The 22819-nt window shown below is 55.4% G+C and carries 18 protein-coding genes; 5 read left to right on the forward strand and 13 right to left on the reverse strand.

Annotation, left to right across the window (positions count from 1 at the left end):
- The first annotated feature begins 43 nt into the window (after nucleotides 1-43).
- On the forward strand, nucleotides 44-685 hold the full coding sequence (locus OCV58_RS10320; protein ID WP_095629631.1) for a lactate utilization protein: 642 nt from the start codon (nucleotides 44-46) through the stop codon (nucleotides 683-685).
- Nucleotides 686-996: 311 nt separating this feature from the next.
- Nucleotides 997-2520, forward strand: a complete 1524-nt coding sequence (locus OCV58_RS10325) for an L-lactate permease (protein WP_087478329.1) — start codon at nucleotides 997-999, stop codon at nucleotides 2518-2520.
- A gap of 62 nt (nucleotides 2521-2582) precedes the next feature.
- On the opposite strand, the gene OCV58_RS10330 is transcribed toward OCV58_RS10325, so the two are convergent.
- The 8 genes from OCV58_RS10330 to OCV58_RS10365 form a co-directional block, all read right to left on the reverse strand.
- Nucleotides 2583-3179 carry a nitroreductase family protein gene (locus OCV58_RS10330; RefSeq protein WP_267312893.1) on the reverse strand — a complete coding sequence of 199 codons (597 nt, stop codon included), beginning with the start codon at nucleotides 3177-3179 and terminating at the stop codon, nucleotides 2583-2585.
- Nucleotides 3180-3284: 105 nt separating this feature from the next.
- Complete coding sequence (locus tag OCV58_RS10335) at nucleotides 3285-3860, reverse strand: histidine phosphatase family protein (protein ID WP_154877784.1); 576 nt, start codon at nucleotides 3858-3860, stop codon at nucleotides 3285-3287.
- A 128-nt stretch (nucleotides 3861-3988) separates the two neighbouring features.
- On the reverse strand, nucleotides 3989-7522 hold the full coding sequence (nifJ, locus tag OCV58_RS10340) for a pyruvate:ferredoxin (flavodoxin) oxidoreductase (protein WP_154877785.1): 3534 nt from the start codon (nucleotides 7520-7522) through the stop codon (nucleotides 3989-3991).
- A 193-nt stretch (nucleotides 7523-7715) separates the two neighbouring features.
- Nucleotides 7716-8882 (reverse strand): class I SAM-dependent methyltransferase, encoded by a 1167-nt coding sequence (locus OCV58_RS10345; protein ID WP_095629628.1) that lies wholly within the window; start codon nucleotides 8880-8882, stop codon nucleotides 7716-7718.
- A gap of 22 nt (nucleotides 8883-8904) precedes the next feature.
- A complete protein-coding gene (locus OCV58_RS10350) occupies nucleotides 8905-9744 on the reverse strand; it encodes a bifunctional 5,10-methylenetetrahydrofolate dehydrogenase/5,10-methenyltetrahydrofolate cyclohydrolase (protein WP_154877786.1) in 840 nt (279 codons plus the stop codon).
- 13 nt (nucleotides 9745-9757) lie between these two features.
- Nucleotides 9758-11740, reverse strand: coding sequence for a penicillin-binding transpeptidase domain-containing protein (locus OCV58_RS10355; protein ID WP_154877787.1), 1983 nt, complete (start codon nucleotides 11738-11740; stop codon nucleotides 9758-9760).
- Nucleotides 11737-13161: a CCA tRNA nucleotidyltransferase gene (locus OCV58_RS10360; protein ID WP_154877788.1), complete on the reverse strand. Its 1425-nt coding sequence runs from the start codon at nucleotides 13159-13161 to the stop codon at nucleotides 11737-11739. The genes OCV58_RS10355 and OCV58_RS10360 overlap by 4 nt, the downstream gene beginning before the upstream one ends.
- Nucleotides 13162-13259: 98 nt before the next feature.
- On the reverse strand, nucleotides 13260-13694 hold the full coding sequence (locus OCV58_RS10365) for a MarR family winged helix-turn-helix transcriptional regulator (protein WP_087478336.1): 435 nt from the start codon (nucleotides 13692-13694) through the stop codon (nucleotides 13260-13262).
- Between the two features lie 170 nt (nucleotides 13695-13864).
- Here OCV58_RS10365 and OCV58_RS10370 point away from each other — a divergent pair, with 170 nt between their 5' ends.
- Both OCV58_RS10370 and OCV58_RS10375 read left to right on the forward strand, forming a co-directional pair.
- On the forward strand, nucleotides 13865-14392 hold the full coding sequence (locus OCV58_RS10370) for a cob(I)yrinic acid a,c-diamide adenosyltransferase (RefSeq protein WP_154877789.1): 528 nt from the start codon (nucleotides 13865-13867) through the stop codon (nucleotides 14390-14392).
- An 18-nt stretch (nucleotides 14393-14410) separates the two neighbouring features.
- Nucleotides 14411-15670 (forward strand): M20 metallopeptidase family protein, encoded by a 1260-nt coding sequence (locus OCV58_RS10375; RefSeq protein WP_154877790.1) that lies wholly within the window; start codon nucleotides 14411-14413, stop codon nucleotides 15668-15670.
- A gap of 110 nt (nucleotides 15671-15780) precedes the next feature.
- Here OCV58_RS10375 and OCV58_RS10380 read toward each other — a convergent pair whose 3' ends face one another.
- Both OCV58_RS10380 and OCV58_RS10385 read right to left on the reverse strand, forming a co-directional pair.
- The gene (locus tag OCV58_RS10380; protein ID WP_154877791.1) at nucleotides 15781-16977 is read right to left on the reverse strand and encodes a multidrug effflux MFS transporter; all 1197 of its coding nucleotides are present in this window, start codon (nucleotides 16975-16977) and stop codon (nucleotides 15781-15783) included.
- Nucleotides 16974-17651: an HAD family hydrolase gene (locus tag OCV58_RS10385; protein WP_154877792.1), complete on the reverse strand. Its 678-nt coding sequence runs from the start codon at nucleotides 17649-17651 to the stop codon at nucleotides 16974-16976. The genes OCV58_RS10380 and OCV58_RS10385 overlap by 4 nt, the downstream gene beginning before the upstream one ends.
- A 184-nt stretch (nucleotides 17652-17835) precedes the next feature.
- On the opposite strand from OCV58_RS10385, the gene OCV58_RS10390 reads away from it, so the two are divergent.
- Nucleotides 17836-19017, forward strand: a complete 1182-nt coding sequence (locus tag OCV58_RS10390; protein WP_154877793.1) for a cation diffusion facilitator family transporter — start codon at nucleotides 17836-17838, stop codon at nucleotides 19015-19017.
- A gap of 80 nt (nucleotides 19018-19097) precedes the next feature.
- On the opposite strand, the gene OCV58_RS10395 is transcribed toward OCV58_RS10390, so the two are convergent.
- From OCV58_RS10395 to OCV58_RS10405, 3 genes are read right to left on the reverse strand one after another with little or no spacing between them, the layout of a single operon-like run.
- Complete coding sequence (locus OCV58_RS10395; protein ID WP_154877794.1) at nucleotides 19098-21380, reverse strand: xanthine dehydrogenase family protein molybdopterin-binding subunit; 2283 nt, start codon at nucleotides 21378-21380, stop codon at nucleotides 19098-19100.
- Complete coding sequence (locus OCV58_RS10400) at nucleotides 21377-21847, reverse strand: (2Fe-2S)-binding protein (protein ID WP_449566822.1); 471 nt, start codon at nucleotides 21845-21847, stop codon at nucleotides 21377-21379. Before OCV58_RS10400 ends, OCV58_RS10395 begins: the two co-directional genes overlap by 4 nt.
- Complete coding sequence (locus OCV58_RS10405; protein WP_107196714.1) at nucleotides 21844-22626, reverse strand: FAD binding domain-containing protein; 783 nt, start codon at nucleotides 22624-22626, stop codon at nucleotides 21844-21846. The genes OCV58_RS10400 and OCV58_RS10405 overlap by 4 nt, the downstream gene beginning before the upstream one ends.
- Nucleotides 22627-22819: the final 193 nt, after the last annotated feature.

Consider the following 22819-nt stretch of genomic DNA (forward strand, 5'->3'; position numbering starts at 1 on the left):
CTTAATATATACAAAAGGTATGTATTAAGAGGAGGTTATTATTATGGATCGATCCGATATGATGTACGTAATGTACGATAAGAAAGGCCCGAAAGTAGCGGAAAACTTTGCTAAGCGCGGATTTGAAGCCTATTACTGTCCCACCAAGGAAGAAGCGCTGCAAAAAGCGCTGGCCCTCATTCCGGCAGACCACGTCGTGTCCTGGGGCGGTTCCGTTTCTATTAACGAAATCGGCCTGCGGCCCTATGTGCTGGAGCACTACCAGGTCATCGACCGTGACGCCGCCGGCTCGCCGGAGGAACGAGTCGAGCTGATGCGCAAGGCTCTGCTCTGCGACACGTTCATCATGGGAACGAACGCCGCAACAGAAGACGGCCAGCTCTATAATATCGACGGCAACGGAAACCGCGTCGCCGCCCTGGTATACGGCCCGAAACAGGTCGTCGTCATCGTCGGCATGAACAAGGTCGCGCCGACCCTGGAAGATGCCGTCGTCCGGGCCCGCACAGTAGCCGCTCCCATCAACAAACAGCGCTTCGCCGCTCCGACGCCGTGCATCGTCACGGGCATGTGCGCCGACTGCAACAGCGAAGGCAGCATTTGCAACCAATTCGTCCGCACGCGCCGCTGCAGCCCGGCCGGCCGCATCAAAGTCATTCTCGTCGGAGAAAACCTCGGGTTTTAATTATCCTGCGTCCCTTTGGATGCTGCAAGCCGCCATGTCATTGCACATGGCGGCTTTTTTATATTCCCTGCTAGCATACCTATGACAAATGCGTATACCTCCTTTTTTATCCATGCCATTTACGAATCGTATTATGTATTGATTAATTCTATAAATCTATAGTAAAATATAGTTATTGTTTTCACGAATAGTTTTTCATTTTTATCTATGCGAATAACGAATGAAACTATATTTTAAGCGTGAAACGCATTCCTATCTCTCCTTATTTAAGGGAAAAATTTCACATACTATAAGAAAGGATGGAACGTATTATGCTAACCTTCGTATTAGCCTTGTCTCCTATTTTATGGCTCATCGTTTCTCTGGGATTTCTCAAAATGCAAAGTTTTAAGGCCTGTCCTATTGCCTTGCTCCTCTCCTTTGCCGTAGCGCTTTGGTATTATCATCTGCCGGCGCTCCATGCCGGCACGGCGGCTTTAGAAGGCGTCGCATTAGCTTGCTGGCCTATCTTATTAGTCATCATCGCCGCTATTTTTACATATAATTTGACGTTATATACAAAATCCATGGACATTGTAAAACACATGCTGACGACGGTAAGCAAAGACCAGCGCGTCCTGGCGCTGCTCATCGGCTGGGGATTCGGCGCGTTCATGGAAGGCATGGCCGGTTTCGGCACGGCTATTGCCATTCCGGCCAGCATGCTCGTCGCCATGGGCTTCAATCCTGTAAAGGCTATTTTGCTCTGCCTGATTGCCAATTCTGTACCGACGACATATGGTTCTATCGGCATCCCGGCCAGCACGCTGGCAAATTTGACCGGCCTGGACCCTGTCCAATTGTCTACTTACATCAGCTTGCAGCTCTTGCCTCTCAACATCATCTGTCCATTTCTCATGGTCATAATCGTCGGCGGCTCCATCAAGGCCTTAAAAGGCGTAACGCTGCTGACGCTGCTGTGCGGCTTGGGCCTGGCTGTGCCGGAACTGCTCATTTCAGCTGTTGCGGGTCCGGAGCTGGCCGTTATGATTTCATCTGTCGTCATCATGGGCATCATCGTCCTGTACTCCAAATACCGTCCTTCCCAGGATGAAACGTACCACATGGACATCCATCCGGCCCACGTACCCTTGCACGGCGGATTCTTAGCCTGCCTGCCCTTTATCCTCATCTTCGTCTTCCTTCTGCTGACTTCTAAATTCGTCCCTGTCATCAACGTTCCCTTAAGCGCTATCAAAACTTCCGTCGTCATATATACCGGCCCCGGCGCTTCTCCTTATACCTTCGTTTGGTTAGCTACGCCGGGCGTGCTTATTTTCCTGGCTGCATTTATCAGCGGATACATACAAAAGGCTTCATTCAGCGAAATGTTCTTTGTGCTGCTTCAAACGATCCGCGGCCTGCGCAATACGATCATCACCATTATCGCCGTTATCGCCACGGCTAAGGTCATGGGCTACAGCGGCATGACGTCGGATATCGCCAGCACGGCCGTCGACGTAACCGGCAACTTTTATCCCTTCATCGCTCCGATTATCGGCTCTGTCGGCACCTTTATTACCGGCTCCGGCACGTCGAGCAACGTATTATTCGGCAACTTGCAGACCGATGCCGCCAAAGCTATCGGCGCCAACGCGGCCTGGCTGGCAGCGGCAAATTCTGCCGGCACATGCGTCGGCAAGATGATCTCGCCGCAAAGCATCGCCATCGCCGTAGGCGCTATTTCCCTAGTAGGAAAAGACAGCGAAATCCTCAAAGCTATTATCAAAGTATACGTTCCGTACGCCATTATTTTAGGCTGTATCGTATATTTCGGACAACTCTTTATTAGCTAACTGAACAATACAAAAAAACGCATTCGCAGCAACCGTTGCGAATGCGTTTTTTATATGGCGTCTTATCTTAGAATCTTCACCCGTTCTTCTACAGGGACTTTTTGAATCGGCTTCGGAGCTTCCAACACCTGTCCGAAGGGCATCTGGGCGATGAGCTTCCACGATTCCGGCGCATGGACGAGCTGTTTTACTTCGTCGTCAATGAGGGGATTATAATGCTGTATATTTACGCCCAATCCCAAATCAGCCAGGGCCGTCCAGACAGCAAACTGCATCATGCCGTTAGCCTGCTGGGCCCAAACGGGAAAATTATCGGCGTACGTCGGAAATTGCCGGGCCAGGTCGTCTACGATGGACGTGTCGTCAAAAAACAAGACTGTCCCATAGGCCGCGGCGAAGGAATGGATTTTTTGTTCTGTCGCGGCAAAATTGGCCGGCGGCACGATAGGCCGCAGCGTATCCATCGTAATCTCCCATATCCTGTCGTGCACGGCGCCGAGGGCCACGACGACCTTGCCGGACTGCATGTTGAATGCCGACGGGACCTCCCGTACCACCGTCTGGATCGTCTCTACAATCTGCCCTTCTGAAACGGGGATTTCTTTCCCCAGAGCATAATTCGTCCGTCTCTGCTTAACAGCATCTATAAAATTGGCCATGCCGATCATCTCCTATCATGATTTTCAACCAATAGTGATTATTTCTTAGTATTGGATTTATTATATCACGGGAGGCAGCACAAAACAATACTATGAGAGTATATTTTACATGGAAATTTCTATGATTTGCCCATTGCGTACCGGATCGCTCCGCCGGAACGAAGCCATGCACTGCTCTGCCGTCCATTGCGGATGCTCGTACGCCAGGAGGAAATTGCGTATAAACTGCGCATGGGTAAACAGGAGGATAAATTGTTCAGGACGCCGCTGCAGGAGGCTTATCGTCGTTTGAATCCGATCCATAAGCTGCCGATAGCTTTCGGCGCCTTCGCCGTCGATATAATCTGGGTCCAGCTTTCGCCAATAGGCGATGACCCTGGGACGGCGCTGGGCGAAGGTCGTGCCGACGCAGGTCGCCGGCGCCAGATACACAAATTCATGAATGCAGTCCCAAATCCCCGTATGGGCCTGTGGGAACCGTCCAATCGTCGGCATCGCCGTCTGCTGAGCCCGCAAAAAAGGAGACGTAACGATTAAATCTGGAGCCGACGGTATGGCAAGAGCCAGCTCCTGGGCCTGCTGAAGCCCCTTTTCCGACAACGGGATAGCCGCATGGTCCTGCGTCGGTTCGCCGGCATTGGCAATACTCTCGCCATGCCGGATAAGCCAAATTTTTTTCATACGTATCACCAGCCTTTTCTTGTATGTATTGTACCATGAGAAGCCATAAAATGAAACGAGCTGCCGCGACACCTCGTGCATCGCGGCAGCTCCGTCGTCACAGATAATGTACCCTAAGGATCGTCGAGTTATTTATCTGCTAATTCTTTATAGATTTCATACTTCTTCTTGGCAAATTCTTCGGCCTTGGCGAACAGTTCGTCGGCAATATCCGGGAAGGTCCGGGTCAAGGCAGCGTACCGCGTTTCACCCATGAGGTATTCGCGGAACGATTCCTTCGGTTCCTTCGAATCGAGGATGAAGGGATTCTTGCCTTCTTTTTCCAGTGCCGGGTTGTACCGATACAGGTGCCAGTACCCACAGTCTACGGCCCGCTTCATTTCTTCCTGGGCGTTGCCCATGCCGCCGCGGATGCCGTGATTGATGCACGGCGAGTAGGCGATGATGATGGAAGGACCGTCGTAGGCTTCCGCTTCCTTGATGGCCTTGATAAGCTGGTTCGGATCAGCGCCGAGAGCGACCTGGGCGACGTAGATATGGCCGTACGTCATGAGCAGGCGTCCCAGATCCTTCTTGTTGAACTTGCGGCCCGACGCGGCGAACTGCGCCACTGCGCCGACAGGCGTCGCCTTGGACGACTGGCCGCCCGTATTGGAATATACTTCCGTGTCGACGAGCATGACGTTCAGGTTGGCGTTCATAGCCATGACGTGATCCAAGCCGCCGTAGCCGATGTCGTAGGCCCAGCCGTCGCCGCCGTACATCCAAATCGTCTTTTTGATGATATGTTCTCTATGGGATAAGATGTATTTCTGCAAATCGGCAGCTTCGCCGGTCAGTTCAGCTTCGCTCAGCGCTTTAATATATGCGCGGCTGATGCCTTCCGTGACTTCTCCTTCGTTTGCAACGCCGATGGAGTCGAGCCATGCCTGAATCGCGTCGTGCAGCGCGCCGTCCGTCAGCAGCAAAAGCTGTTCCGATTTGAGGCGGATATCGTCGCGCTGCTGCGTCATGGACAAGGACATGCCGAGGGCAAATTCAGCGTTGTCTTCAAATACGGAGTTGGACCAAGCCGGACCGAAGCCTTCGCTGTTCGTCGTATAGGGAATGCTCGGCATCGCGGAGCCCCAGGCCTGGGTGCATCCCGTCGCGTTGGCTACGAGCATGCGCGGCCCAAACAGCTGGGTCAAAATCTTCATGTACGCCGTTTCCGCGCAGCCTGCGCAGGCACCGGAGAACTCGAGGAGAGGCTGGTTGAACTGGCTGCCCTTGACGGAGAACTTATCGAGGCCCGTATCCTTCGGCGCAATCGTCTGGGCGTAATCCCAGTTTGCGCTTTCATGGCGCTGCGTGTCGAGAGGCTTCATGACCAGCGCTTTTTCCTTGGCCGGGCAGACGTTGACGCAGGTGCCGCAGCTGTAGCAGTCGAGAGGCGATACCTGCATGCGGAATTCATACCCTTCCAGGCCCTTGCCGACGGCCTTTTTCGTCGTGAAATCAGCCGGAGCCGCCTTCTTTTCATCAGCCGTTACCAAGTACGGGCGGATAGCGGCGTGCGGGCAAACGAGGGCGCAGCGGTTGCACTGGATGCAGTTTTCAACGATCCATTCCGGCACCGTCGAAGCAATGCCTCTCTTTTCATATTTCGTCGAACCCAGGGGATACGAACCGTCGGCATACTGGACAAATTCGCTGACGGGAATCGTATCGCCCAGCTGAGCGTTCGCCGGTTCGACGATTTTCGTAATGAAATCGGGCAGACCGCTTTCGGCCTTCGGCGGATCCGCCGGCAGGTCCTTCCAGCTTCCCGGCACGTCGACGGCGACGAGGCCCGTAATGCCCCGGTCCACGGCGGCCTGGTTCATGGAAATGACGGCTTCGCCCTTTGCCAGATACGTCTTGGCAATAGCTTCTTTCATGTAGCGGACGGCGTCTTCGATAGGCAGGATCTCCGTCAGCTTGAAGAAGGAAGCCTGCAGAACCGTATTGGTCCGGTTGCTGCCGAGGCCGATTTCTTCGGCGATCTTCGTCGCATCAATCGTATAGAAACGCAGTCCCTTTTCGGCAATCTGCCGTTTTACCTTATTGCTCAGATGCTGATCCAGCTCTTCGGGGCTCCAGCTGCAGTTCAGCAGGAAAATGCCGCCGTCCTTTACTTCGCTGACGATGTCGTACGAATCCATGTACGCCTGTTTATGACATGCCAGGAAATCAGCCTGCTTGATGTAATAGGTCGAGCGGATCGGATTCTTGCCGAAGCGGAGATGGGATTTCGTCACGCCGCCCGATTTTTTTGTATCGTATTCAAAATAGGCCTGAACGTACATACCCGTATTGTCGCCGATAATCTTGATGGAGTTTTTGTTCGCGCCGACTGTACCGTCCGATCCAAAGCCCCAGAACTTGCAGCTCACCGTGCCCTGGTCGTCGATCTGAATGGGTACGTCCGGCAAGGACAGGTGCGTTACGTCGTCAATGATGCCCAAGGTGAAGTGCTTCTTCGGCTGCAGCGATTCCATATTGCGGAATACGGCGTGAATCGACGCCGGCGGCACGTCCTTGGACGACAAGCCGTAGCGGCAGGCCATGATAGGAATGTAGCGTCCCGTATGTTCTACGGCAGCGCAGACATCTTCAAACAGCGGCTCGCCTAAGGCGCCCGGTTCCTTCGTCCGGTCCATAACGGTAATGGAGCGAACTGTTTCCGGCAAGGCCTGCATGAAGTGTTCCAGCGAGAAGGGACGGAACAGGTGTACCTGCACGTAGCCGACCTTCTTGCCCTGGGCGTTCAGCGAGTCTACGACCTCCTGAATCGCGCCGGTAACGGAACCCATGGCGACGACGACGTGCTCTGCTTCCGGGTCGCCGTAGTAGTTGAACAATTTGTACGTACGGCCTGTCAGCTCGCTGATCTTGTCCATATAGTCTTCTACAATGTACGGAAGGCGGTCGTACCAGGAGTTATTGGCTTCGCGGGACTGGAAGAACATGTCCGGGTTGGTGACGGTGCTGCGGATGACCGGATGTTCCGGATTTAAGCCGTGATGCTTGAAGTCATACAGGGCGTCTTGATCAATCAGCTTTTTCAATTCGTCTTCCGGCAGCATGCTGATTTTCTGGATTTCATGAGACGTGCGGAAGCCGTCGAAGAAGTGCATAAAGGGAACGTGCCCCTTAATCGCCGACAAATGAGCCACTGCCGCCAAATCGGCGCATTCCTGCACGCTGGCGCTGCACAACATGGCCCAGCCCGTATTGCGGCAGCCCATGACGTCGGAATGGTCGCCGAAAATAGACATGGTATGAGTCCCGACCGTACGGGCCGCCACGTGGAGGACGACGGGCTTCAATTCGCCCGATAAGCGGTGCATGACGGGAATCATGAGCATAAGGCCTTGAGACGCCGTAAAGGACGAACACAGGCTGCCCGTTTCCGACGCGCCGTGAACGGCGCCGATAGCACCAGCTTCGGACTGCATTTCTACCAGCTTAACCGGCTGGCCAAATAAATTCTTTCTTCCGTTAGCCGCCCATACGTCGACATGCTCCGCCATGGGAGACGACGGCGTAATAGGATAAATCGTAGCTACTTCCGTAAAAGCGTATGCTACATCAGCCGTTGCTTCATTTCCATCTACGGTTTTAATAATCTGCTTAATCATATAGTACACTCCTTTTCTAATAAACAGCCTCACAATAGATTTCGCGAAATTCGTATAACGTTTAACTTAATTACAGTATAATCTCATTTATTATAAAAGTCAAGCATAGGACATTTGCGTTTTATACATGCATAAGCAAAAAAAATGCGCTTTCCTTCACATAAAGAAAAGCGCATTTTTTATGCTTATGAAATTAATACCAGCGAGTCATGGGCAATTCGTTGTTGACGCCCTTGGTCATGAGCACTTGATGCAGGTCGATGTTGCCGATGTAAAATGCTGCGGCGCAGCCGCAGAGATACAAATCCCACATGCGGACAAATTCTTCGCCCCGTTCGGCTGCAATCTGATCATGGACCTTCTGGAAATTATCGTACCAGCACATGAGGGTCTTGTAATAGTGACGGCGCAGGCTTTCGACGTCGATGACCCGGAAATCGCAGTTGTAGGCGACGTTGATGATTTCACGCAGCGACGGCAAGGTACCGCCGGGGAAGATGTACTTGCGCATCCAGGGATTGCCGACGCTTTCGTCGAGGCCGCTGATGTAATGGAGAAGGAACAAGCCGCCGTCCTTCAGCAGGTGATCTGCCGTTTCCATGTAGACAGAATAGTTGGAACGGCCCACGTGTTCCAGCATGCCGACGCTGACGATACGGTCATAAGTCCGGCCTTCTTTAATCAGGTCGCGGTAGTCGATCAGGTCGATTTGCACCTGTCCCTGCAGTCCCAGGGCTTCGATGCGTTCCTGCCCCTTTTTCCACTGTTCGTGGCTCAGCGTGCAGCCATAGCCCTTTACGCCGTATTTCTGCGCCGCTTCGATGAGCAGGTAGCCCCAGCCGCAGCCGATGTCGAGGAGGCTCATGCCCGGCTGCAGATGCAGCTTTTCCAAAATATAGTGGACCTTATTGTGCTGGGCCTGTTCGAGCGTATCGTCTTCCTGCTTGAAATAAGCGCAGGAATAGCTCATAGACGGGTCAAGCCATAATTGATAAAAATCGTTGCCCAAATCGTAGTGAGACGAAACCTGCTGCTTCTGATAGGACTTAGATTCCGGCGTATATAAAATCCGCTTCAGCGCACTCTTGTCCAGGGAAAACTGGCTGGTCTGGCTCAAAATGCACTGCAGTGCCGTGAACAAATCGCCTTCGATTTCCAAATCCTTGCGCATATACGCTTCGCCCAAGGCCAGGGACGTAGAGGACAGCAGCTCGCGCTTGGGAATATCCTTATGAATGACGACGTTAAATAAGGGCTGACCGCTGCCAATGGTATACTTTTTATCATGCAGTTCTACTGTAAAGCAGTACTTGTCAAACCGATGTAAATAATGAATTAAAAACGTATCCAAAATATGCATTTCTTCCACCTCAATTCAAATCTTACATGCTGTGCGTTGTTCCGCCGATGACGTTTGCCAATACCATCATGGTCGTCACCGCTCCGACGCCGCCGGGTACGGGAGTCACGGCCCCTGCGACGCCTGCCACCTCTTCGAAAGCGACATCGCCTACGGTTTTGCCGTCCACGCGGTTGATGCCTACGTCGATGACGACGGCTCCGGGCTTAATCATATCGGCCGTAACCAGACCGGCCTTGCCAACGGCGGCAATAACGACGTCGCCCCGTCTCGTCACGGCCTTTAAATCCGCCGTGCCCGTATGGCACTGGGTAACCGTAGCATTGCGGGCCAGGCACAGCTGCGCCAAGGGCTTGCCGACGACGGCGCTCCGGCCGATGACGACGACTTCCTTGCCGGCCAGCTCGACGCCGTAATAATCCAGAATCGCCATGACGGCCTGGGGCGTGCAGGGCACAAAAGCCGGCCGCCCTGTAAATAAGCGCGCCACATTGCAGTCCGTCAGACCGTCTGCGTCTTTGTCCGGACGGATCGCGTTGACGACGCGCTGGGCGTCGAGATGCGGCGGCAGGGGCATCATGAGCAAGATGCCGAACACGGAACTGTCAGCGTTGCACTGTTCTATACGGGCGATCAGATCCTCCTCCTGCACCGCCGCTTCATATTGATACACATCTGCCTGTAATCCGACGGAACGCGCCGTCTTCTGCATAGACGCGGCATACATAGCCGACGGCTTGTCGCCGCCTACTAAAAAGATAACCAGTTTCGGCTGGATGTGCCCCTTCTGCAGCTCAGCGATACGGTGCTCTATACGGCTGCGGTGAAACGCAGCCACTTCCTTTCCGTCCAACAGCTTCACATCCACTCCTCCTTTAACGCATAAATGTTACTGTGACATTGTTCCCCGGAGGAACGTAGCTTCCTCCCTGCGGAACCTGATATACGGCATGTCCCGTGCCGTTCGGTACGAAGCCAAGGCCGGCCTCGTTCAGCCAGTCGTTGACTTCGCGGCTGTCCCAGCCTATAAAAGACGGAAGCAGGACGCCTTCATCAGTCCGATGAATCGGCGGTATGTCCCGCGTCTTCTTCGGCTCGCGCGGCTTCTTGCCCGCTTCTATCATCCATGCTACAGGCTGGGACGGGCGGATGCCCTTGATGCGGACGATGTCCGTCATCATCTCCTTAAATACGGGAGCTGCTACTTCGGCCCCGTAATAGGCCCCTTTCGGATTATCTACGACGATGAGGACGACGTACTGCGGATCTTCCAGCGGGCCGAACCCGACGAAGGAACCGATATACTGCCCTTCGGCGTACCCGCCATGCACCGGGTCCAGCCTCTGGGCCGTGCCGGTCTTGCCGCAGAATTCGTATCCATCGATCTTCGCCGTCTGGCCGCCGCCGGAAGAAATTTCCTCCGCCAATATCTTGCTGATTAACGAAGCCGTTTCTTCCTTAATAGGCCGCCCGACTTCCTGGGGCTCCGTTTTTTGGTATACGCTGCCGTCGGGATTGTCGATTTCCTTGATGATAAAAGGCTTCATCATATGGCCGCCGTTGGCGATGGCTCCGAAAGCCTGCACCATCTGCAGCGGCGTGACGGCGATACTCTGGCCGATAGCCATAGTCGCTTCGTCGACTTCGCTCATATCGTCGGCATCAAACAGGATGCCCGACCCTTCGCCGGCCAGTTCGATGCCCGTCGCCTTGCCGAAGCCGAAGCGCTTGGCGTAGTCGATCATCGTCTGTCCGCCTGTGGTCAGCCCCATTTTAACCATACCTGTATTGATGGAAAATTTCAATATATCCTTTACCGTAACGTCGCCCAGGCCCTCTTCGTCCCAGTTCTGAATCGTCCGGTCGGCGACCTGGATATACCCGACGTCGTGGTATACGCGGTTTACATCCCATTTTCCCGAATCGATAGCCGCGGCGGCCATAATCGGCTTGAACGTCGACCCCGGTTCGTACAAGTTGACGACGGCCCGGTTGCGATACTGTTCGGCGCTTCCCTTGCCGAATTCGTTCAAATTATACCCGGGCCGGCTGGCCATAGCCAGGATTTCGCCCGTCTTAGGGTCCATGACGATGACCGCCGCTCCTTCTGGGCGGCTCCGCTCCATGATGCCGTCCAGACTTTTTTCCGCCAAGAATTGAATCGTACTGTCCAGCGTCAGCCGGACGGACCGTTCCTTGTCGGGCAGTATCTTTTCCAGGGCCGAATCAAAAATAGGAATGTTATTTTTATCGGTCATGAGCCGGAAGGTCTGCACGTTGCCCCGTATTTCTTCATCCAAAATCATTTCGATGCCGTCCAGGCCCTCGTCGTTTTCCCCGACGAACCCGATGACCTGCGCGGCTAAGCCGTTATTGGGATAAAAGCGGTGGTTTTCGTCGATAAACCGCAGCCCTTCCAGCTTCTGCTCCTTGATGACCTGGGCCGCGCCTTCGTATTTTTCGTGATCCATAGTCCGCTCCAGCCACACGAAAGCCGTATCTTCTTCCAAGGCCTTTTGAATATCCCCTTCGGGCATGCGCAAATACGGCGCCAGCATGCGTGCAATATCAGCAGGCGGCTTATTGAGCATCGTCGGGTCAGCGTATAAGGATTTCGCCATTTCGCTGATGGCCAGCACCTTGCCGTTGCGGTCAAAAATCGTGCCCCGCGGCGACTGGAGCTTTCGGTCCGTTTCGGCCTGGCTGTCAGCCATCTCCGTGAGCTCTCCCCGCTGGACAACCTGCAGATATACGAGACGCATGCTGATAAAAGCGCAGAATACAAACAGCACCAATACGCACGTTCCTATACGTTTTCGAATCTTTTTGTATTGCTTGATATCCTTATCTTCCGTCATGTACTATCTCCAGTATGGCGCTTGAGCCACTTCTCCGCCGCCTCAGCCAGTACGTCGGCGTCGTTCTGCAATTCCTTATTCTGCACGCGCTTGAGCAGGACGCGCAGGCATTCTCCCGTCCGGCGGCCGCAGGCGTCCGGTATGCGCCGGTCGTAGCGCAGATCCTTCGTGCCGACCGGCATCTGGCCGGCTAACAGGGCCATGTATTCGCCGAACGATTCGGTGCCGCTCGTATCTGCGTCCCGATGGCCGCAGCCCAGAATATCGCCGCAAGCTACGGCCGTCGCCTGCCGAACGGCTTCCACCAGCTCGTCCGTCCGGCGAAAGGGCCCTTCCAGCGCTTCGCGGCGCAGCCATTTATCTACGTCACCCTGCCCTGTATTGGCAAAATAATGAAATTTCATATGCGTCTTGACCAGCCAGGCTACCCTCTTGGCAAAATCCGGCGGCTTGCGCCACCGCAGCAAAACGGCCTCGGCCACTTCGGCGCCCTTGGCGTCGTGGCCGTAGTCCGTATAGCGGCCTTTGTGAACGCCCCGGATTCCCGGCATGCCCTTGGCGACGTCGTGGAAAAAGGCTCCGTAGCGAATCGTCAAATCCGGCGGCGTGTGGGCCACGACGGCTAACGTATGAAACCAGGCGTCGAACAAGTGAAAGGGACGCGACTGGGGAGTCGACGGCAAATGGCTGCACTCCGGCAAGATGGGCACGTCCTGATACACGCCGTTTTCCCTGCGCCGGCAGCTGCAGGCGCCGAGGCCGGTCCGCACCAACACATCCAGTCCTTTATAAGCCGCCGGCGTCGTCATGAGGCGGTCGATTTCACCGACGACCCGCTCGACGGACAGGCCAGCGACGCGGTGAAATGCCTCAGGCATCGCTTGTATCAGTTCTTTATCGGGCAGGAAATCAAGCTGCCCCGTAAACCGGCATGCCCGGAACAGGCGCAGCGCGTCTTCCTGAAACCGCCGCCGCGCGTCGCCGACCGTAACCAACCGTTTCTTGCGGATGTCCTTCTGCCCGCCCGTATAGTCGTAAATATGGCCGTCCTTATCCATAGCCAGGGCGTTGACGGTAAAGTCGCGGCGCAGCACGTCCTCGCGCAGCGTCGAGGCATACCAGACCTGATCGGGACGGTGGGCGTCGTCGCCGTAGGCCTCGCCGCGAAAGGTTGCCGTTTCGATCGTCATGCCGTCGACGACAAGGACGACGATGCCGAAGCGCTCGCTTTGTATCTCCGCCGTATGCCAGCCCCGGGCCGCTGCAATGGCCCGTATTTCCTCAGGCCGGGCCGACGTCGTCACGTCGTAGTCATGAGGCGTTCGTTTCATGAGCAAATCCCGGACGGCGCCGCCGACGATATACGCTTCATACCCGGCTTCGTTCAACGCCTCCAACACGCTGCGTACGACAGGTTCCACAGCCGACGCCCCCTTTCCATTAGTCCTGTTAATTTATGTATTATACCACGATTACACCTTGATGAGTAGCTTAGAACGGAATCCGGCCCAGGCAGTCCTCAATACCGTTCATCCCATTTTTTCTGATTGCGGATAATCTTGTGGAACACGTTCATAAAGCACCGGCGTTCCTCGTCGGATATTCCCTGCCAGCCCTGTCCGTCGATATCCCGCATGACCGACCGCACCCAGGCGGCCTTTTCCTTTCCCGCGTCCGTCAAATAAATGCGGGCGCACCGCAAATCGTCCTGATGAAACTCCTTGCGGATGAGTCCGATCTTTTCCATGCGCTTCAGCAGGCTCGTCACCGTCGACTTATCCAATACGCAGCCCCGGCTGATTTCCTTTTGGTTGCAGCCGTCGTTGGAGCTTAAAAATTCCAAAATCTTAGGCTGTCCCGGCATCAGCCCGCTGTTCGTCGTTTGCTTCACGATTTCCCTGTTGGAGCGATAAAAGCCCAGCATCAAGAGAACGTGCAGTTCGTTTTCGTCCATAAAGCCTCCTCTTGTAAAAATGTAATTAAGACATTATAGAATTCTTTTCCCTATTTGTCAAAATTACCTGCAAATTTCAGCTATGCTTTTTTCTATTGAGAAAATAGCGTAATATGCTATACTGGAAACTATAAAATTTTATTCTTGACTATCATACGAGGAGACCTGTTATGGACACCGGATTGATTCATATATATTGCGGCGACGGCAAGGGGAAGACGACGGCCGCCGTCGGCCTGGCCATCCGCTGCGTCGGCCGGGGAGGCCGCGTCGTATTCGCTCAGTTTCTCAAAACCAGAGAAACAGGCGAGCTGGCCGTCCTGCAGCAGCTGGACGCCGTCACGGTGATGCGGGGCGAAGGCCCTTCCAAATTCACCTTTCAGATGACGCCGGACGAGCTAGAAGAGACGAAACGGCAGCAGCGAGCCCTGTTCCATGAAATCGTCGAGCACTGCCGCCGGGAAACGCCGGACATGCTCGTACTGGATGAAGCCCTGCCGGCGTGCCGTCTGGGACTACTCCCGGAAGACGAACTGCTTTCCTTCCTCCGTACCCGGCCCGATACGCTGGAAGTCGTCCTGACCGGCCGCGACCCGTCAGAGCGCCTGCTCTCCCTGGCCGACTACGTATCGGAAATCCACAAGCGCAGGCATCCCTACGACAGGGGAATTGCAGCCCGTGCCGGCATTGAAGAATAACCCAAAGGAGTGTTGACCATGCATCATATATTACAAGCAGTACAGCAAGAAGCGGCTGAATTGACAGCCATCCGCCGCCGCTGCCACGAACATCCCGAGCTGTCCCGTCAGGAAACGCAGACGATGGCCTATATTCAGGAAAAGCTTGCCGAATACGGCATCGCCAGCCGCCATATAGAGCACGGCGGCATCCTCGGCTGGATAGACGGCCAAAATCCGGGGAAGACCCTGCTCCTGCGCGCCGATATCGACGCCCTGCCTATCGAGGAAAGCGACTGCAACCTGTCTCAGCAGCGCAGCTGCCGGTCCCATACCCCCGGCGTCATGCACGCCTGCGGCCACGACGGTCACATCGCCATGCAGCTCGTCGCCGCCAAACTGCTGAACCAGTGGAAGGACCGCTGGAACGGCAAAATCATCCTCATGTTCGAGCAAGGTGAAGAAGAATCGGGCCCCTTGGCCTATCTCCTTCACTATATAGAAGAAAAAAGCGGCTGGCACATCGACGCCTGCTATGCTACCCACGTGCGCTGGGACATTCCGACGGGAAAAATCGCCGTCTGCCGCGAAGCGCCCATGGCCGGCGGCTTCGGCTTCGAAATCAGGATCAATGGCCACGGCGGCCACGGCTCCCGTCCTGATTTGGCCCAAAGCCCTATCGACTGCTTCCACGCTTTTTACAGCGATCTGCAGGCCCTGCGCATGCGCGTCGTGCCGCCCCTGAGCGGGCTTACCGTATCCATCGGCTCACTCCACAGCGGCAGCGCCCTCAACGTCATCCCCAATGACCTGACCTTTGCCGGTACGTGCCGCTTCTTCAGTTACGACCAGGCCGGCAAACGGTTTTACGAAGAATTTCTGCGCATCCTTGACAACGCTTGCCGCACCTACGGCTGCACCTACGATATCCTGCACATGCCCAAGCCCTTATTTGAGGTACAGAACAACCCGGTCTGCGCAAAACTCGCCGAACAAGCCGTCGCTTCCTATATCGGCCCTGGTGCCCTGGCTGACTGCACGCCCTGGATGGCCTCGGAAACCTTCGCCATCACAGCCCGCCTCTACCCCGGCGTCCTGACCTTTACGGGCATTGCCAACGCCGACAAAGGCTGCGGTGCCAACCACCACACGCCGGAGTTCGACCTCGACGAAGATGGCTTGATCTATGGAACCACAGCCTGCGTAGGCTACGCCTTGGACTACTTGACCCAGGCACCGGATATTTCCTTCACGCGGCCTGACGAGCCGCTGGAAGTCCTCGCCTCGCGGAATATCTAATACAATTTCACTGCATCATCATAAAAAGCTGCCGCTGAAGAAAATCCATGTTTTCTTCAGACGGCAGCTTTTGCTGCATTGCGGTTCTATTAGTTATTTCTTGTACGGCTTTACCATTCATTCTTATGAGCCGGATAAATCAGCCCGTAAAACGACAGCAATGCCCCCAGTTCTCCCACTACCATGACGACGCCCATGGGAATGGCCGTATAACTGCCGGCAATGCCGACAACCGGGGCCATGACGGCTCCCGATATCATGGAGAAGAAGCCGATGAGGGCCGACGCGCTGCCGGCGTTGCGGCCCTGGGACTGCATGGCCAGGGAAAAGCTGCTCGTCCCCAGAGCCGACAGAGTTGACACGGTGATGAAGAGGACGACGACGATTACAGGCAGCGGCGCCTGCGCAAAGAAAGAAGCCAGCAATACGGCGCTGCCGACAACGGCAATCCACAGCGACGCCCGCAGCGTTTTCCAGTCGGCTACCGTGCCGGCCAAACGCCCTGTCAACGCGCCGCTCAGCATGAGGCCGATGCCGTTCGTGCCGAAGATGAGACTGAATCCCTGCGGAGACACGTGATATACATTTTGAAACACAAAAGACGACCCCGATATATAGGCGAAAAAGGCGGCGAAGGCAAAACACTGCATCAGGCAGTGGCCCATAAAATAGGACTGGCGAAACAATCCGCCAAAGCCTTTCAAACTGGACAGGACGCCGCCGGCAGCCCGCCGCCGCGCCGGCAGGGTTTCTCCCATGGCAAACGCGCCGGCCGTTAAAGCGGCCCCAATGAAGGCCAGCAGGACAAACACGCCCTGCCAAGCCGCAAACCGCAGGATCTGCCCGCCGATGACCGGCGCTAAAATAGGCGCCAGCCCGTTGACCAGCATGAGCATGGAGAAAAACCGCGTCAGGGCCGGCCCCTTGCATACGTCGCGGGCAATCGCCCTGGCAATGACGATGCCGGCCCCGCCGGAAAAGCCCTGTACAAAGCGAAAGGCTAAAAAGAGATAAATAGACGAAGAAAAAATACAACCTATCGTAGACAGCGTAAATACGGCCATGCCGATGACGAGAGGCTTGCGCCGCCCCATATCGTCGCTGGCCGGTCCGGCGATAATCTGCCCGGCCGCCATGCCGGCCATCGACGCCGTCAGCGTCAGCTGGATCATAGACGGCGTAACGGAAAAATCTTCCATCATGAACGGAAGGGCCGGCAGATACATATCCGTCGATAACGGCGCAATAGCCGCCAGCATACCTAAAAAGACCGTCAGGAAGGCCATCATTTTCTTTCGCTGCGTCATGCTCTCTCCACCGCCTTTTCTTCCGCTTCCAGCAAGGCCGGCACGTCAGCCAGGGTCCGGCATCGCTTCCAGGCCAGGGCCGCGACGTCGTCGGACACGGGAGCGATGTCGGGAATAAAGACCGACGGAATATGAGCTGCATGGGCGGCCAGCAAGCCGTTTCTCGAGTCTTCCAGCACGAGGGCCTGTTCCGGCTCTGCGCCGGCCCGGCGGCAGGCTTCCAAAAAGATATCCGGAGCCGGCTTGCCGTGCGCTACGTCTTCGCCGCTCTGGACGACGGAAAAATACGAAGCGACGCCGGCCTTTTCCAGCAGAAAGCGAATCTGTGATTCCGGCGACGACGACGCAACGGCGCAGCGGCTGCCTCGCCCTTTTGCATAGGCCAGTATATCCTGCAATCCCGGTTTAACCGGAATGATGTGCTCCCGGTAATACTGCAGCTGATCGGCTACTTTTTTCTCGCGAATCGGATCGTACGGAAACTCCGGCCCGAAGTATCGTCCGAATACGGCGGCGATGCGCCGGTTGTCCATGCCGATGACGCTGCGGAACAGGTCTTCCGGCAACTCGTACCCGTATTCCCGGCAAACGTCCCGCCAGCATATATAAGAGATCTGCTCGGTGTCAAACATCGTTCCATCCATGTCGAAGATAAATACTTTCGGTATATGCATAGGCATTCCCCTTTCTTTTATGCGATGTATACTATTATATGAAAACAGTTTTACCATTTCAAGTCTTCGCCGTTTATACCTGGAAGCTATGCCGTTCATTCTCAAATTCTTTCTCGTTTCCTCTTGTTTCTTTTGCAGAATTTGCTACAATAGTACGTAAACGTTTGAAGAAAGGTGACTTGATATGATAGAGCCAATCATACGCCTCTGCATAAAAGATTATGAAAATACGGCGGATAAAAAGGTCCGGGAAAAGTACAGTATTCTCGGCGGTCTCCTGGGCATCTTCTGCAACCTCTTTTTATTTGCCAGCAAATTTGCCGTCGGCATGATGTCCAACAGTATCGCCATCTTATCCGATGCCTTCAACAACCTTACGGACATGGGATCGTCGGCCATTTCGATTATCAGCGCCAAGCTGAGCAACCGCCCGCCCGATAAGGACCACCCCTTCGGCCACGGCCGGTTCGAATACTTAGCGTCCCTGACCATCGGCATAATCATCCTCGTCGTCGGCTACAAGCTGTGCGAAACGTCGATTGCCAAGTTCTTCGCGCCGGAGCCGATGGAAAATTCCTACTGGAGCATCGGCGTCCTCATCTTGTCTATCGCCGTAAAGGGCTGGATGTACTACTATAACCGCTACATCGGCAAAAAAATCAACTCCGGCGTCAACGAAGCCACGGCAGCCGACAGCATCAACGACGCCATCGCCACGACAGGCGTCCTGGTCGCGACGATTGCCCAGCAATTTACGACCCTGCCCGTCGACGCCGCCGCCGGGACGCTCATCGGCCTCATGATCATCTACGCCGGATACGGCATCGTAAGAGAAGTCGTCAACATTCTCCTCGGCCAGGCTCCCGATGAACAGCTCGTCAAGGAAATCGTCCAGATGGCCCTGCAGTGCGATTACGTCGTAGGCGTCCACGACATCAAAATCCACGACTACGGCCCGGGCCGCATGTTCGGCTCCCTTCACGCTGAAATCCCCGACATGGCCGATTTAGTTGAAGTCCACGCAGCTTTAGACGTACTGGAAGACGAAATTCAGGAAAAATTCCAAATCGAGTTCAGCATCCACATGGACCCCTTGTGTACGGACCAGCAGGTCATCACGCAGACGCGCCGCTTGCTGGATACGTTTATCCAAAAGGAATATCCCCAGTACCATACGGACAACCTCCGCATCACGTCGGGAAAGGTCCGCCTCAACATCATCTGCGACCTCCATATCCCGCCGCAGGAATACACGAAGAAGCACATCCGCGCCATACGGAAGCACATTTCCGAAGCGATGAAGCAGTACGGAGAACGGTACCACATCGTCCTAGCCCGCATCCTGCCGGAAGGACAAACAAAATAATATACAAACATACGACAAAACACGACCTGTCAGCACTTCTATGCCGACGGGTCGTGTCTTTTTTTATGATCGTATTGATTTTATTGTTTATGCTTCAAAGTCATATATACTTTTTCCGCCGTAATGGGAAGGTCCGTAAAGCGGACGCCGACGGCATTGTATACAGCGTCGGCGATGGCCGGAGACGGCGTGTTGATGACGATTTCGCCGATAGATTTTGCACCGAAGGGGCCGTTAGGCTCGTAGCTGGGCGCAAATTCTACGCGGATGCTGCCTAAATCCATGCGGCTGGGAATGCGGTACTGCATGAACGAATTCTGCTGAATGCGTCCTGTCTCAGTAATCGTCACGTCTTCCATGAGGGCCATGCCGATACCCTGGACCAGACCGCCTTCGACCTGCACGCGGGCCAAGGCCGGATTGATGACGGTACCGCAGTCGACGACGGCGGCAAAGTCGACGAGCTCAATATGGCCCGTCTCGGGGTCTAAGTCGATTTCAGCGGCCCCGGCCATATACGGCGGCGGCGACGTCGGCGAGTAATGGGATTCCGTCGCTTCCAAGGCGATTTCATTGCCGCACATGGCACCGTTGCCCAAATCCTTGATGGTAATGGCCTTGCCCGAAACGACGTCGACAATCGCTTCGCCCGTAAAGTCCAAATCCTCTATGGCAGCCGGCTTCAGTACCAAGGCCGCCCGTTCCTTCATGCGCTGAATCAAGGTCTGGCAGGTCTTTTCCACAGCCTTGCCGGTCAAGTACGTCGTAGACGAGGCATAGGAACCGCTGTCGTACGGCGACGTATCCGTGTCGACGCCGTACGTCACGATGTTGTCGACGGGACATTGCAGGCACTCGGCGGCAATCTGGGCCAATATGGTGTCGCACCCCGTACCCATATCCGTCGCGCCGATATTAAGGGAATAGAAGCCGTCGTCGTTGACCTTGATCGTAACGGAGGCTACGTCGACGTTGGAAATGCTCGAGCCCTGCATGGCCAGCGACAGGCCGACGCTGCGGATATGGCCGTTCGGCAGGACCTTTCTCGGATATTTTTCATCCCAGCCGATCATATCCTTTACGCGAAGCAGGCACTGGTCCAGCGTACAGCTCAGGGCCGTTTCATCGAAGTAAGCCGGCATCGTTTCGCCCTGGCGGACCATGTTTTTCAGCCGCAGCTCGACGGGGTCCATCTGCAGGGCCGCCGCCAGTTCGTTGACAGCCGATTCGAGGGCGAAGATGCCCTGCGTCGCGCCGTAGCCCCGGTATGCGCCGGCGGCAATTGTATTAGTATACACCGCTTCATAGGCAAAGCGGAAGGCTTCAAATTGGTTATACAACGGAATGGATTTGTGACCCGAAAGAGTAACCGTCGTCGGGCTATGGTCTCCGTAGGCGCCGGCATTCCACAAGGATTCGACAGAAATGACGCGGATACGCCCGTCCTTAGAGGCACCGACCTTGACGTGAACGGCCGCCTCATGACGCGGCGACGATACGGTCATCGATTCTTCGCGGGTGTAAATCATCATAGCCGGTTTGCCCGTAATATGGGTAATGACAGCCGGATACACTTCCATGACGGCGGTCTGCTTCGCGCCGAAGCCGCCGCCGATGCGCGGCTTGATAACCCGGACCTGCGATTTAGGAATTTCCAGGGCCGTCGCGACGATGCGCCGCACATGGAAGGGAACCTGCGTCGAGCTGACAATCGTCAGGCGTCCGTACATATCCTTATACGAATAGGCCCGGAAGGTTTCCATCATGGACTGCTGCACCTGCTTGGTGTGGTACGTCCGGTCGATGACGATGTCCGACGAAGCCAGCGTCCCTTCGACGTCGCCCCAGTTTTCTTCGGCCTGGGCCACGAGGTTGCGCTTGTTGTCGCCGCTGACGTCGACGACGGGATTCCAGTCCTCTTCCGGATGGACGACGATGGGGTTATCCTTCGCTTTCGTAAAATCGAGAAGAGGCTCTAATACGTCGTATTCGACGCGGATAATCCGCAGCGCCTTGTCGACGGCCTCTTCGGTCACGCCGGCAACGAGGGCCACCGGGTCCCCGACATAGCGGATGTGCTTATCCAGGATGAGCTTATCGTAGGGGCTCAATTCGGGATAGGTCTGGCCGGCAATGGTAAACCTCGTATGAGGCACGTCGTCGGCCGTGACGATGCAGACGATTCCTGGCACTTTTTTCGCCGCGTCAGTCTGCACCGACTTGACCCAGGCGTGGGCATGGGAGCTGCGCAGGGCCTTGACGACCAGGCAGTCCTTCGGCGCGATGTCCTCCGTATACACCGGCTGGCCCGTAACCAGACTGACGGCATCTTTCTTCATAATAGGCTGATTGACTGCTTTCATTCCTGCACCGCCTTTCCCTTAGCCTGCAAATAATCTCGTATCGCCCGCATGTGGCCGACGTAGCCCGTGCAGCGGCACAAATTGCCGGCCAGGTACTCTTTGATTTCCTGCTCCGTCGGCGCTTCCAGCTCGCGGGCCATAGCCAAGACATTCATGACGAAGCCGGGATTACAGAAGCCGCACTGGTCGGCGCCTTCGCGTCCCATGTACATGGCGAACTCCGTCGCTTCCTCCTGCAGCCCTTCCAGCGTCGTCACCTGCTTGCCGTCGATACGGGCAGCCAGGACGGCGCAGGACAAGACGGGCTTTTCGTCGATCCACACCGTACACAGGCCACAGTTCGTCGTCTCGCAGCCGCATTTTACGCTGTAGCAGCCTTTGGAGCGCAGGAAATCGAGGAGCATTGTGCCGGCTTCGATTTCATCGCTTTGTTTTATTCCGTTAAGCCAATAGGTTATATTCATCATTTACTCTCCTCCAAGACCTGCTTCAACAGCCGGCGGCACAAGACCTCGGCCATATCGCGGCGATACTCTGCCGAGCCGCGCGTATTGGACTGGTAAGTCAGTGCGTCGGCCCATTGCCGCGCCGTTTCTTCTGCACCGGCCCGTTCCGCTTCGTCCCTCGCTGTACAAAGAACCTTCGCTCTGGCCGGACGAGCGCCGACGGCGCAGCGTACTTCGGCAGCCGTACAGGAAACGGCGCAGGCAAGAACGGGAAAATCTGTCGCGTTGAGCCGCAGCGACGCATAGGCCGTATGCCGGTTTGTCTTAGGCACGACGACGTGCGTCAGGATATCGCTCCCCGGCCCGGCTTCGGCAAAATCGGCCAGCTTAATCTCGCCGCCCTTGTACAAGACGACGCTGGCGTCTAAGGCCAGCAGCAACGTCAGCACGTCGGAAAAGCCGAAGCGGCCGCACAGGCTGCCGCCAATGGTAGCCAAGTTGCGGAACTGCACGCCTACGATATGGCGCAGTGCTTCCTTGGAAGCGCCCTGCGTATAGGCGGCGAAAGACGGGCAAAGCTCCAGGTCCCGCAGCGAAACCATAGCTCCGATGCGGAATTCTGTTTCCCTTTCCTCTATATCATACAGCGGCAGGGCCGATATATCGACGGCCTGCCGTATGATGCGCTGCGGCGACAAGCGCAGCCAGCAGCAGCCTCCGAGGACGACGGAGCCCTTTTTCTGATGGAGCTCCCAAGCCTCAGCCAAGGTCTGCGCTTTCGTGTATTGCGCAATATGCATATAGTTTCCTCCTAATCTAAAAGCAACGCTTCTCATTATACCTTCTTATATACATTGTAACAATAGGCGCCGCGGCCTTTCAAGTCCCAGCAGGGGCAAAAAAACAAGGCTCTGTCACAACAAATGGTTGATTTTTGACGAGAAATAGCGTATAATAATAGTAAGAAACAGTACCACCGAAGGAGGTAATTGG

It is taken from the genome of Megasphaera stantonii, from assembly GCF_025567065.1.
Taxonomy (GTDB): Bacteria; Bacillota; Negativicutes; order Veillonellales; family Megasphaeraceae; genus Megasphaera; species Megasphaera stantonii.

Excerpts from the sequence above, each read along its gene's own strand:
- OCV58_RS10320 (WP_095629631.1), top strand. The coding sequence starts at position 44 with ATGGATCGATCCGATATGATGTACGTAATGTACGATAAGAAAGGCCCG.
- OCV58_RS10325 (WP_087478329.1), top strand. The coding sequence starts at position 997 with ATGCTAACCTTCGTATTAGCCTTGTCTCCTATTTTATGGCTCATCGTT.
- OCV58_RS10330 (WP_267312893.1), bottom strand. The coding sequence starts at position 3,179 with ATGGCCAATTTTATAGATGCTGTTAAGCAGAGACGGACGAATTATGCT.
- OCV58_RS10335 (WP_154877784.1), bottom strand. The coding sequence starts at position 3,860 with ATGAAAAAAATTTGGCTTATCCGGCATGGCGAGAGTATTGCCAATGCC.
- nifJ (WP_154877785.1), bottom strand. The coding sequence starts at position 7,522 with ATGATTAAGCAGATTATTAAAACCGTAGATGGAAATGAAGCAACGGCT.
- OCV58_RS10345 (WP_095629628.1), bottom strand. The coding sequence starts at position 8,882 with ATGCATATTTTGGATACGTTTTTAATTCATTATTTACATCGGTTTGAC.
- OCV58_RS10355 (WP_154877787.1), bottom strand. The coding sequence starts at position 11,740 with ATGACGGAAGATAAGGATATCAAGCAATACAAAAAGATTCGAAAACGT.
- OCV58_RS10365 (WP_087478336.1), bottom strand. The coding sequence starts at position 13,694 with ATGGACGAAAACGAACTGCACGTTCTCTTGATGCTGGGCTTTTATCGC.
- OCV58_RS10370 (WP_154877789.1), top strand. The coding sequence starts at position 13,865 with ATGGACACCGGATTGATTCATATATATTGCGGCGACGGCAAGGGGAAG.
- OCV58_RS10375 (WP_154877790.1), top strand. The coding sequence starts at position 14,411 with ATGCATCATATATTACAAGCAGTACAGCAAGAAGCGGCTGAATTGACA.
- OCV58_RS10380 (WP_154877791.1), bottom strand. The coding sequence starts at position 16,977 with ATGACGCAGCGAAAGAAAATGATGGCCTTCCTGACGGTCTTTTTAGGT.
- OCV58_RS10385 (WP_154877792.1), bottom strand. The coding sequence starts at position 17,651 with ATGCATATACCGAAAGTATTTATCTTCGACATGGATGGAACGATGTTT.
- OCV58_RS10390 (WP_154877793.1), top strand. The coding sequence starts at position 17,836 with ATGATAGAGCCAATCATACGCCTCTGCATAAAAGATTATGAAAATACG.
- OCV58_RS10395 (WP_154877794.1), bottom strand. The coding sequence starts at position 21,380 with ATGAAAGCAGTCAATCAGCCTATTATGAAGAAAGATGCCGTCAGTCTG.
- OCV58_RS10400 (WP_449566822.1), bottom strand. The coding sequence starts at position 21,847 with ATGATGAATATAACCTATTGGCTTAACGGAATAAAACAAAGCGATGAA.
- OCV58_RS10405 (WP_107196714.1), bottom strand. The coding sequence starts at position 22,626 with ATGCATATTGCGCAATACACGAAAGCGCAGACCTTGGCTGAGGCTTGG.